The 11,992-nt window shown below is 41.4% G+C and carries 11 protein-coding genes; 4 read left to right on the top strand and 7 right to left on the bottom strand.

What is annotated here, in order from left to right; all coding sequences use genetic code 11:
* From V7K15_RS27645 to xseA, 3 genes are all read right to left on the bottom strand, one after another.
* Positions 1-994: leucine-rich repeat domain-containing protein (locus V7K15_RS27645; RefSeq protein ID WP_334910840.1), on the bottom strand; the 994-nt coding region annotated here is incomplete at its 3' end.
* Between the two features lie 506 nt (positions 995-1,500).
* Positions 1,501-1,728 carry an exodeoxyribonuclease VII small subunit gene (gene xseB, locus V7K15_RS27640; RefSeq protein ID WP_334910838.1) on the bottom strand — a complete coding sequence of 76 codons (228 nt, stop codon included), beginning with the start codon at positions 1,726-1,728 and terminating at the stop codon, positions 1,501-1,503.
* Positions 1,729-2,988: an exodeoxyribonuclease VII large subunit gene (gene xseA / locus V7K15_RS27635; protein WP_334910835.1), complete on the bottom strand. Its 1,260-nt coding sequence runs from the start codon at positions 2,986-2,988 to the stop codon at positions 1,729-1,731.
* A 142-nt stretch (positions 2,989-3,130) separates the two neighbouring features.
* On the opposite strand from xseA, the gene V7K15_RS27630 reads away from it, so the two are divergent.
* Together V7K15_RS27630 and V7K15_RS27625 are read left to right on the top strand one after the other, a co-directional pair.
* Positions 3,131-3,364, top strand: a complete 234-nt coding sequence (locus V7K15_RS27630; protein WP_334910833.1) for a hypothetical protein — start codon at positions 3,131-3,133, stop codon at positions 3,362-3,364.
* A complete protein-coding gene (locus V7K15_RS27625; protein WP_334910831.1) occupies positions 3,357-3,785 on the top strand; it encodes a type II toxin-antitoxin system VapC family toxin in 429 nt (142 codons plus the stop codon). Before V7K15_RS27630 ends, V7K15_RS27625 begins: the two co-directional genes overlap by 8 nt.
* Before the next feature lie 26 nt (positions 3,786-3,811).
* Here the strand turns inward: V7K15_RS27625 and V7K15_RS27620 are convergent, their stop codons facing one another.
* Positions 3,812-4,105 carry a type II toxin-antitoxin system Phd/YefM family antitoxin gene (locus tag V7K15_RS27620; RefSeq protein ID WP_334910829.1) on the bottom strand — a complete coding sequence of 98 codons (294 nt, stop codon included), beginning with the start codon at positions 4,103-4,105 and terminating at the stop codon, positions 3,812-3,814.
* A 776-nt stretch (positions 4,106-4,881) separates the two neighbouring features.
* Between V7K15_RS27620 and recA the strand changes: the two genes are divergently transcribed.
* Entirely contained in the window at positions 4,882-5,961 is a 1,080-nt protein-coding gene (recA, locus tag V7K15_RS27615) for a recombinase RecA (RefSeq protein WP_334910827.1), read from the top strand.
* A gap of 497 nt (positions 5,962-6,458) precedes the next feature.
* Here the strand turns inward: recA and V7K15_RS27610 are convergent, their stop codons facing one another.
* The 3 genes from V7K15_RS27610 to V7K15_RS27600 form a co-directional block, all read right to left on the bottom strand.
* Positions 6,459-8,063, bottom strand: coding sequence for a serine/threonine-protein kinase (locus V7K15_RS27610; RefSeq protein ID WP_334910825.1), 1,605 nt, complete (start codon positions 8,061-8,063; stop codon positions 6,459-6,461).
* A gap of 525 nt (positions 8,064-8,588) precedes the next feature.
* Complete coding sequence (locus V7K15_RS27605) at positions 8,589-9,419, bottom strand: phytoene/squalene synthase family protein (protein WP_334910823.1); 831 nt, start codon at positions 9,417-9,419, stop codon at positions 8,589-8,591.
* A 799-nt stretch (positions 9,420-10,218) separates the two neighbouring features.
* On the bottom strand, positions 10,219-10,359 hold the full coding sequence (locus V7K15_RS27600; RefSeq protein ID WP_334910821.1) for a hypothetical protein: 141 nt from the start codon (positions 10,357-10,359) through the stop codon (positions 10,219-10,221).
* A gap of 495 nt (positions 10,360-10,854) precedes the next feature.
* Between V7K15_RS27600 and V7K15_RS27595 the strand changes: the two genes are divergently transcribed.
* On the top strand, positions 10,855-11,610 hold the full coding sequence (locus V7K15_RS27595; protein WP_334910819.1) for an alpha/beta fold hydrolase: 756 nt from the start codon (positions 10,855-10,857) through the stop codon (positions 11,608-11,610).
* The last annotated feature ends 382 nt before the right edge of the window (positions 11,611-11,992 follow it).

Here is an 11,992-nt window from a genome sequence, read left to right as displayed (position 1 = left end):
ATTTAGCGATCGCCTCTGGAATCTGGGTTATTTGGTTGCTATAGAGGATAAGCTGCGTCAGATTGGTTAATTTAGCGATCGCCTCTGGAATCTGGATTATTTTGTTGTCACTGAGGTGAAGCTGCGTCAGATTGGTTAATTTAGCGATCGCCTCTGGAATCTGGATTATTTGGTTGCTATAGAGGATAAGCTGCGTCAGATTGGTTAATTTAGCGATCGCCTCTGGAATCTGGGTTATTTGGTTGCTATAGAGGATAAGCTGCGTCAGATTGGTTAATTTAGCGATCGCCTCTGGAATCTGGGTTATTTGGTTGTCATTGAGGATAAGCTGCGTCAGATTGGTTAATTTAGCGATCGCCTCTGGAATCTGGGTTATTTGGTTGCTATAGAGGATAAGCTGCGTCAGATTGGTTAATTTAGCGATCGCCTCTGGAATCTGGATTATTTTGTTGTCACTGAGGTGAAGCTGCGTCAGATTGGTTAATTTAGCGATCGCCTCTGGAATCTGGGTTATTTGGTTGTCATTGAGGATAAGCTGCGTCAGATTGGTTAATTTAGCGATCGCCTCTGGAATCTGGGTTATTTGGTTGTCATTGAGGATAAGCTGCGTCAGATTGGTTAATTTAGCGATCGCATCAGGTATTTCAGTTAGCTCTACTCGAATTAAGATAAGTTCCTCTAAATGTAGTATTTGCGTTACCACATCGGGAATGCTCTCTAAAGGATTGCCACTAATATCCAACTTACGCAAATTAGGCAAACCCAATAGTTCGAGTGGAAGCGTTTTTAAATTGTTGCCTAAAACCTTTTGGAGATAGCGCCTTCCTACGTCTTCATAACCTTCAACCTTCTTTCCCAAAATCAAAGACTCAAGCTGCTTCAACTTACCAATTTCTACAGGTAACTCAGTCAACTCCTGCCCCGACAAGTCTAACTCTTGCCAACCCTCAGCCACAGCGCGATCTATCAATACCAACAACTCATCCTGCGTCATAATTCCAAGGAGAAGGGTAAAAGGAAAGAAGATTGATGAAGATTATCTTAACTGATTAGCGAAAAATGCTAAATTATCACTTGTTGGCGATGCCTGCGGCGGGCTACGCCAACGCGCCTTGAGATGATATTTGAAAAGTATTTTTATTAACATCAAAGCCTCAGAAACCTAACCCCCCTACCCCCCTTCCCTACAAGGGAATGGGGGTTTCAAAGCCTCTCTCCGTTTCGGGGAGAGGTTTGGAGAGGGGTTTCTAGTATACTTTACGACTTTTCAAACAACCTCTGAGATGATAGGAAAAGCGATCGCGCGAGTGCTAACTTGTCAGTTTGCTGTTTGGGATATTGCGGATTTAGGCTACGCCTACGCATATATCTAAATCTGGTTTCTAGCTATCTCTGTTATCATACCTACGATCAATTTTTGGCATTGCTTACAAAACGAGCGATCACATCCCTGACAGTACACCAGGGAGCAATCACGCTATCTAACAAATTTGAATATTTCTACTCATCACTCAAAGTTTCAATTAATAAATCTACTTGCTGCTGTCGCTGCTGCAAAAAACTTTCGCACTGACGCAAATACTCTACAGCCTTAGCAAATTGCTCAAAAACCTCTTCCAATTCCAACTCACCCGCCTCAATGCCAGCGATAATTCCCTCTATTTCAATAACCTTCGCCTCATAATTCCAACCTTCCTCAGAATTAGAAGCACTCTTACGTTTAACCATTCAACTCTCGGCGTCCTTGGCGTCTTGGCGGTTCGTTAATTCCATAACCTTCACTTTAACCCCACCCTGCCCCAACTGAATCAACAAATCTTCTCCCACAGCCAACTGTCCCGCAGAACGCGCGATCGCCCCATCTTCCCTTCTCACCACCGCATAACCACGCTGTAACACCGCTTTCGGGTCAAGACTAGCCAACTTTTGCCGCAATAATTCTAGATGCTGCGTTGCTTGCTGCGATCGCCCCGTGGTAATTTGCACCAATTGCTGACGCTTCCAAGCTAACTTGTCCACCTCCTGCTGCACTTGCCGATCTAACCGCAAACGTCGCAAACGATTTCGCAATACTTGCAGTTTATTCTCAGCATTTTCCCTAAAGTCATGCACCGCATCATGTAAAGCCACAACTCGCTGGCGATGCTCAGTATACAACTCTGAAAGTGCTGGTACAACCATTTCCGCCGCCGCAGTGGGTGTATGCACACACGCATCTGCAACTAAATCTGCCAAAGATTCATCTCGTTGATGTCCAATACCAGTAATTATCGGTATAGAACAACTAGCAAGCGATCGCACCACTCGTTCATCATTAAAGCAAGCCAACTCCTCAACTGCGCCACCACCCCGCGATAAAATTAGCACTTCGGCGCGTCCATCTCTTTCCACCCGCTCAATTGCTTTGACGATAGATTCTGGTGCTTGTTCACCTTGTACGGTAGCCGGAGAAAATAAAACGTGTAAACCTGGATACCTTTGCTTGAGAGTTTTTTGAATATCACCCCAAGCAGCAGCCGTTGGTGAAGTGACAACAGCGATCGTTTGGGGGTGAGTTGGGAGCGATCGCTTTCTTTGAGCATCGAACAACCCCTCAGCCAGCAAGCGATTTTTTAGTTGTTGATAGCGCAACGCCTGTAAACCAACACCAGCAGGTAGAGTCTGCCAAACTGATAACTGATACTCTCCCCGTTGCGGATACAGGCGAATACTGCCCAAAATAATTATCTGCTCACCGGGAACGGGTATCTGGGCGAGTTTTGGCAATTGGCTATTCCATACCACACACTTAATTCCGGCGGTGCGATCGGTATCTTGCAGCGTAAAAAATAAACCACTGCGATGATGGTTTGCGCTGGAAACTTCACCAGTTACCCAAACTTGCCGTAATTGTTCATCTTGCTCTAACAGCAAGCGGATATAGTCAGTTAATCCAGCTACTGAAAGTGCACTATCGAGAATGAGAGAGTCGGGAACGTCGAAAGTCATCAAATATGCGCGAGAGCAAAAGCTTAATCAAATCTTAGCAAATAACGTTAATTAATAGCTATTGCGTTGAATTATCAAACTGGAAATATCCAAAAATTCGATTAGACTTAAATTAATCACTAACATAGAGTTTAAAACCATAATGGAAAAAATAGAACTTGAACTAGATAGACTCACTTTTGAACGAGCAAAAACTCTGGCAATAGTCAATCAATCAACTTTATCAGAATTTATTAGTCACGTAATTGAACGTTTAGCAGAAATTCAGAAAAACAACGATCCCTTAATGGGATTATATGCTGATGTTCCAGAAATTGTTGATGAAATTGTTGCCGAGGCGATGGAAAAAAGAGGATATACTATATCAGATGAATAAAGTAGAAAAATCCCTACTTGATACGGATATTCTTTCTGAAATTATTAAACGAGCAAATCCTCGTATTATTGTCAAAGCCAATAATTACTTAAACCAGTTTGATAAATATACAATTTCTGCAATTACAGTCATGGAAATTGTAGAAGGCTGGCAAAAACGTAAGCAAGAAAAACGCCTTCAGCAATTTTTAAGTATACTGGCTTCACAGGAAATATTATCCTTTGACTTGACAGAAGCTGTATTAGCAGGGAAAATCTACGCTGATTTAGAGGCAACCGGAAAAAGAATTGGTTATCCCGATTGTATGATTGCTGCAATTGCCATCAGTCATAATCTAACTTTAGTTACGGGTAATTTATCTCATTATCAAAGGATTCAAGATTTCGATTATTCGCTAAGACTAGATAACTGGCGTTTATAGTAACAATGGTAATGGATGAAGTGCCATCAAGTTTTGCCATTAACTAAATGCTCCAATGCAGATGTAAAATCCTCTGTACCAATCATTTGGGACTGACTCAGAGCAACTTCAGCTGCCTGACCGAAAACCATATCCTCTAATTCTTCCAGCCGATTAATTAATTTTTGATAGCTCTCGGCTGAAATAATCACATGGCTAGGCCGTGATTGCTTAGTTAGTAGAACTGGCTCAGTAGCAGCCTTATCAAAAACCTCACCATGTTTGTTGCGGGCATCTGTGAGAGTGTAGGTCTGCATAGGAATTTTGACTACTTTAGACATTTTGACTATATTTTAGCAGATAACTCTTCTTTCCCCCCACACGCCCAAATTATACCAAGTTGCCAAAGTTAGTCTTGTTTGGAATCAAGTCCGCTACTGGACTAACTTTTGAGCAAATAATACTATCTATCGCAACTTGGTATTATACCCCGTATTACCTCGCTAGCACGGAGTTTGTTTTTGGTGATTGGGTGCGATCGCGGTAAAGTTAGGTATTCTCAATAAACAAGTAGAAAAAATCGGCTTTAAAGTAGACAGCGTAAAGAGTTGATAGTTTTTAACTCGAAATATACATTATTAGGAAATATTTCTGATATTAAGTGCGTCAAAACTGCGTCACTTTTTTGAAAACAGAAAAAAGTGACACAGAAAAAAACGCTAAAAAGTGCATAGTTGTAAGGTTTTTTTTCAACTAGGCACAAAAACTGCTACTCTAGGGAAGATGATATGCTGATTGGCATAGGCGATCGCTCCTAATTTATCAACCTCCGCAAATACTCACGAGTACGGTTCTACTGACACTGTATATTTAGATAATTTTTCTTTAAAATCCCTTGCTTACCCAGCCAAAAAAAGCTATCTCTGAATGCAAGTTGGTATCATTGTGCAAGACTACCCTAATCTGGTAGCGATCGAGTTACGATCTTGTCATACCCTTTTTTTGATTTGAGAAGTCCTATTCCAGAATTTTCTGGTTAAAATAGTATATCTGTTCTACTCAAACTCCCAAAGCAACACTCCTTAAAACCATATATTTAGAGGCATTAGAGGCAGGAATGGCTATTAACACCGATACTTCTGGCAAGCAAAAAGCGCTGACTATGGTGCTAAACCAGATTGAGCGCACCTTTGGTAAAGGAGCAATCATGCGCCTGGGCGATGCTACCCGGATGCGGGTGGAGACAATTTCTAGTGGGGCGCTCACCTTGGATTTAGCATTGGGTGGTGGTTTACCCAAAGGGCGGGTAATTGAAATTTATGGGCCGGAAAGTTCCGGGAAGACTACAGTAGCGCTACATGCACTCGCCGAAGTGCAAAGAAATGGCGGTATTGCTGCCTTTGTTGATGCTGAACACGCCCTTGATCCCACCTATGCTGCGGCATTGGGTGTAGATATTGACAACTTGCTAATTTCCCAACCTGACACTGGCGAATCAGCTTTAGAAATTGTCGATCAGCTTGTTCGCTCTGCTGCGGTTGATATTGTAGTCATTGACTCAGTAGCAGCACTGGTTCCTCGCGCTGAAATTGAAGGGGATATGGGTGATATCCACGTCGGTCTTCAGGCGCGGTTGATGAGCCAAGCCCTACGTAAAATTACTGGCAACATTGGTAAATCTGGTTGTACAGTAATTTTCATTAACCAGTTGCGGCAAAAAATTGGTGTTACTTACGGTAGCCCAGAAACTACTACTGGCGGTAACGCATTGAAATTTTACGCTTCGGTGCGCTTGGATATTCGCCGAATTCAAACCTTGAAAAAAGGTACAGATGAATATGGTAATCGCGTCAAAGTCAAAGTCGCTAAAAATAAAGTAGCTCCGCCTTTTAGGATTGCCGAATTTGACATTATTTTTGGCAAAGGTATTTCTACCTTGGGTTGTATTGTAGACTTGGCAGAAGAAACTGCCATTATTGTCCGAAAAGGAGCTTGGTATAGTTACAACGGCGATAATATCTCCCAAGGACGAGATAACGCCATTAAGTATCTAGAAGAAAAGCCTGAATTTGCTGAGGAAATTAAGAAACTGGTGCGTGAAAAGCTAGATAAAGGCGCTGTTGTTTCTGCTAACTCTGTAGCTAAACCCAGTGAAGAAGATGAAGAGGAAGAAGTCGATTTAGAGCCAGAAGAATAAGGAATGTGGATTTTTTAATCTGCAACTTTTAATCTGTAGTGGGTTACAAAGACAGTTAACCCACATTTTCCAAGGTATTGATGAGTTACAGCAAGCCATAAAAATGATTGCTTCTATATGACGGGCAATCATTTTTATGGCTTTTTTCGTTGGAATCAGATAATTTTCAATTTTTTAGCTGGGATTGTATGGTATTTGTCTGCTAAAAAAGCGGTCTAAAATTTCTGATTTCTGTTCTAAACTGAAGTTGTGAGAAATTTTAGCTTTAACTTGTGACGAATGATTGCTTAGACGGATGCGATCGCCATTCACAAACAAGCCATTGGACAAAGGAAAAGAAAAAGAATTGTTTTGACGTAGCAGTGCTACGTCTCTACAAGGGTTCTGGGTAACGCATATTTAATTAATTTCACCAGATGTCTATTGATTATGTAATATGCCTTCACTCTCCTCAACGACAGTTGAGAAAAGGTGGCTCCGAAATCCCAACTTTCAACTTACAACAAGCCTCGTTTACCATTGGGGCGGATGGTCATCCAATTTGTTTTTGCTAGTGCTAGCTGCTCATCAGAAATTTTGGCACTGGTGAGATTAGCACCACACAGATTAGCTCCTCGCAGGTTAGCATTGCTGAGATAAGCATTGCTAAGGTCTGCACCTCGCAGGTCTGCCCCTTCTAAATCAGCATGGTTAAAGTATGCTTTGCTTAAATTAGCATCCTTGAGATTTGCTCGAGTCAGACTGGCTCTGCCAAAGTCACTATTTTGGAGATTAGCTCCCTGGAGATTGGTTTTTTGCAATTGAGCGGAATGGAAATTTGTTTGGGATAAGTCAGCACCTTGCAGGTTCAGCAAATTTAAATTGTGTAGGGCAAAATCCCGTCTTCCTTTCAGATAGGCTGTTAATAAACCTTCAGTATCTAACTTACGCTGAACTTTAGAATTTTGAACTTGGGAACTATTGCTGTTGCTGTTAGCTAAAATTGTTGATTTGGTCATCCCAGAACCCTGCTGTAATCCGGCCACTTCCGCTGCCTTGGCTCGTCTAGCGCGAATTGCTGCCGCTACCTGTGACACTCCTAGACTGGTAACACCAATAGAAGGGTTGTTAGATAAAACAGCAGAATTTTCCCGGTGGTTGTGTGTTCGCTCTTTAGATCCACTATCAGATTTAGTCAGTAAACCCTTTGCTAAACTATCTAAATATGGTTCTATTTCCAATGCTCTGAGAACTTCTGCTGCTGATTGATAGCGATTACGTACAGACACCTCTAACATTTTTCGCAAGACCTTGCTCAAGTGGTCACTCACTTGCACAATCTGCTCCCACATCATCTCGCCAGTGTTGGGATTGTAATCTAAATCTTTAGGAGTTTTGGTAGTCAGTAAATAAATGCATGTGACCCCCAGTGCATAGATATCACTGGCGTAGACTGGACGCATAGCCATTTGCTCTGGAGGTGCAAAACCAGGAGTACCAATGGCATAGGCAGTTAATGCTGTCTGTCCTGATTGACTTATCGCAGCTTGGCTTACTTGGTCTTTGACGGCACCAAAGTCGATGAGTACCATTCTGGCATCTTGAGTGCGGCGAATTAAGTTGGCTGGCTTGATATCACGGTGAATCACCTTTTGCTCATGGATGTATTGCAGCAGTGGCAGAGTCTCGCTCAAAAATTGCTTGACTCCAGTTTCGCTCAAGATGCCGTTAAGTTTGACCTCCTCCTGCAAAGTATCACCACTGATGTATTCTTGAACTAAATAGAATTGTTCATGATCTTCAAAATAGTCTAACAATCTTGGTACTTGGGGATGATTGCCAATCTTACCTAGAGTTTTGGCTTCTCGCTCAAAGAGTTCTCTAGCCATCTTTAAAACGTGTGGGGCGCTTCCTGATGGGCGTAATTGCTTGATTACGCAACTCGGTTCTCCGGGTAAGCCTTGATCATTGGCTAAGAAGGTTGCTCCAAAGCCACCCTGACCTAATGGTTTGATCACCTGATAGCGATCGCGCAATAGTAGTTGCGAGCCACAAGACTGACAGCTTTGGCTATTTACCAAATTTTCTGGATTGGGACAGATAGGATTTAAGCAGTAGCTCATGCACTCTCAACTCGCTGCACGAATAATCACCGGGAGTGTTATACTCTCTTTCTGTTATACTCTCTTTCAATTATTTAAATATTAATCAACTCTTGCAAGGTAATTTTTGCTGGAAATTCTTTGAAGATTTTATAAAGTTTAACTGATATTACGTAAAGCGATCGCTATAACAAGATGATTTATTATACTTATTTTTTTAAGTAGTGTTTAGCCTACTTTATACTAATTCGTAATGACGCTCTCTGAAAGCTTGCTACGTGCAGCGTGCTGCTTTGGCGACTGGCTACCCTAATTCGGAATTGAGAAAGTCAGCTTTAATCGGGGTTTTTGGATGATTGTATTTGTAGTCTTATTTTGGAGAATTGGTATTTAGAGGTATTGGAGGGCAGTGCCCAAGGCCAGTTGCTCTATTTGGGGAGACCCTAAGTAGAGCAACTGGCTCCCCTACAGAAAATCGCTGTAGGATTTTGGATGCCCAAATTTGGAGGCAATTTAGAATTATCTCCATTAGTCCTTAAGAGACTATCAGCTGGCTTTCATGTTCACACTAATCAGCTGTTCGATAAGTGCAAAAACATCACTGCGACTGAGTTTCTCTTTCCCATTAGCAAGGGCATCAAGAGTGCCATTAGCCAAGGTTAAGGGAATTTGGCAAAAATCTAAGGCAGGTCCTGTAGGAAGGTCTTTGGTGTAAGCTTCTGCCAGCGCTAGATTGCGCCGCGCATACTCTTGCATATTTGCTGCACTCCAACCCTCTGGGAAAAAGTCTACTCCACGCCCTAAATCTTCAGTATGGTTACGCAGGATATTAATTGCTTGTAAACCCCGACCAAACCCAATTGCCTGGGTACGGTTAGTTTGGGTTCCATCGTACCAAGTCCATAAGTCAGAAAGTAACAATCCCACTGCACCTGCAACCCCAAAGGTATAACGATCCAAATCGGATTCTGTGTAAATTTTCCAGTTATTTTCTGCCCAGTAAGCCATCCGGTCTGCCATTGCAGCAGTGGCATCCCAAATTCGAGGTGCAATGGTCTCTGGTGCTAGCAGCGACCATTCTCTAATCCTCACAGTAACTTCTTCTAAGGTATTCTCATACCCGCTAAATCCCGCAAAGAAAGCATCTACCGCGAAGCCATCAACTCCTGTCTGTAACGTCAGGCTAATCGCTCTTAACAGCTTTGCTTTAGTAGCGTTATCTAGTTCAGGATGATCTTCAATTTCATCAATGGCACGCATACACAAATATGCTGATGCTACTGCTTCTTGCAATCCTGGAGGTAAAAGACTAATTGGGATATAAAAAGTTCGGCTAGTTTCTTTGAGGATTTGCAATGCATCTCTACGTAAATTCATGTTTTCACTCCCCACTTGATTTTTGCACCACATGAAGTTGGCAGTTTTTTGATGATACTGGATATAGTTTTGACTAAACCTTAAAAACTATAGACCATAAGATACGCTAGTATTTCATCTAAAAATTAATAGTTTTTGGTGTTGCAATTAACAAAACTCTCAAATTTATCAAAGTCTAACCTAGTATATAGGGTTTTGGTTGCAAAAATGCGTCAGGTCTCGTTTGATATAGCTTTCATAAACTTTTAGTTTAGATATAAAGAATTATGCTAATGTTTGGTTGATTACCGCCAAATTTTTCCATGAGCAAACATCCATTTTCGAACTTTGAAAGTGTTTTAAGTCTGCGTTAATCTGGCTAACAAAGTGTAATAATTGTATATATAAAGACAATTCAGGAAAAGCTGGTAACAGATAATTGCAACTGTACGCACCTTTAGATGCAAACGGCGGCTTCCCCAAGAGTTAAGGCCAGTTAAATTGGGCATAGACGGCTGCGATGCCTGGGTTGGGCTATTCGGCGTCGCTTGATCGGTTACAGTGGAAGCCTCCTTGCTGTTCAAGGTGATATAGAGTGACCATAACTCAGAATAAGAAGTTCCCGTATATTTGCTAAATTGACAATAAAAAAGTGGGCTGTTTGCCCACTCAACAAAATATTTGTGAATATTTGACCTCTTACCGGTCTGAAGATATAGAAATTTAAATAGTTGTTTCGAGCTAGACTAAAGCAAAAGTGCGGGATGTTGGTATTGATGTCGAAGTCGAAGTCGATGTGGAAGCTGAAGCAACACCAGCTTTAGACTATGAAAAATGACTGCGCGATCGCATTATCGCGCGAATTCCAGGAGGCGGATGATGACAACTCGTGAAATTCATCTACAATTACTGCTGAGTAAACCAGTACTATAGACTCAACAGGTAAAACCGTCGGACGCATTCAGGAAGTACGCGCCGAACAACAAGGCGAATAATGGATTGTTAAGGAATATCTTATCGGCTATGCTGCGGTATTAGAACGGTTATCTGCTTGGACAATTGGGTTAAAAATTTTGCATCTACTGGGGGCGTAGAAAATCTACGGTGGTTATACAGTACCTTGGGACAAGCTAGATTTGACTGACCCTGACAAGCCGCGTTTGCGTTGCAGTCTAGATGCATTAAAGTTATTAAATGAGCAACCACAGGATACAGAGTAACTTGGCTTGAAAGAAGCAGATGATGTCACTAAGTTGCAAAACCTTGTAAATGTTAAACATTTTTGGTCGCCTGCACCTTCTTTTAATTACATTTAGCAATGTTAAGTATTTTATATTATTAATAAATTGACATTCAGCATGATGTTAGTTTGGCTAAAATTCTCTAAAAGCTTTCTAGAAATCTTTTAAAAGCTAATTATTATATTTTCCTGTTCTTTATTTTTTTTAATGTTCAAATGCCAGAAGTTAAAGTTGGAGATATTAGCATTTACTACGAGGTGAGAGGCAGTGGTTATCCGCTAATTATGATTATGGGTTTCAGCTTTAGCCTTTTGGATTGGGGAGACGCGTTTCCTGATGAATTGGCAAAAAATTACCAAGTCATTATGTTTGATAACCGCGATTCTGGACGTACAAAAAGTCAGTCAACAGACAACTACACGACTGCTGATATGACAAATGATGCAGCAGGATTGCTTAATGCTCTAGGAATAGCACGAGCTCATGTTTTGGGATTCAGCATGGGTGGTATGATTGCTCAACAGTTTGCCTTGAGACATCCTACCAAGCTAGATAAATTGATATTGTCCTGTACAATGGCTGGTGGAGATTGTAGCGATTTCAACCCAAATAATCAAGGAGATTTATTGGATCTTCTTTTTCCAACATCATACTTAGCGATCTCTAATAACCGGAAAAAAGCAGAAGATTTTTTCAGAAAAACTTCAGCTTATCACAGCCAACCAGATGGTTTTATAAGAAAATTACAGGCGCACCATACTCACGATACATGTAATTTATTGCAAGGCATTAAAGCACCTACCTTGATCATTACTGGAGATAGCGATATCATAATTCCTCCTGTCAATAGTAATATTTTGAATAACAAAATTTCTGGTTCAGAACTCAAAATTATTAAAGAAGGCGGACATGGGTTTGGTTATAGCCATGCTGCTGAAATTGCAAAAATTGTGACTGATTTTTTATCGTAATTCAACGGCATAAAATAAATGTGTCTCGTTTCCAGTCGGAGACTGGGAACGCCTAATGGGGGCTGCCGTCTCAAGACTTGCGGCAGAGCCGCAATTGAAGTGCATTTCCAGCCAGAGGCTGGAAACGAGGTTTTAAAGGGGTTTGCGCTGAAGTTGACACCTATGCCAGCTGTAAGCATCGCTCATTTTTTGGCCGACCTCATAAAATCGCATTGCTCCTCTGTAAATGTTTGTAACGGCAACATTTTGTGCATTACAAAAATCGCTCTTGCTAAAAAATATCTGCTAATCTTTCACCCAACTTCTAGCGAAAGAAAGAGTTTTAGGCTGAGTATCTCTGTAATCATGAATGCGGAGAAGTGTTAACTGCTTAATAAGTGAT

This window comes from Nostoc sp. (assembly GCF_036919815.1).
Taxonomy (GTDB): Bacteria; Cyanobacteriota; Cyanobacteriia; order Cyanobacteriales; family Nostocaceae; genus Nostoc.
The sequence above is the reverse complement of the archived record's forward strand: the minus strand, read 5'-3'. Positions and strand labels throughout refer to the sequence as shown.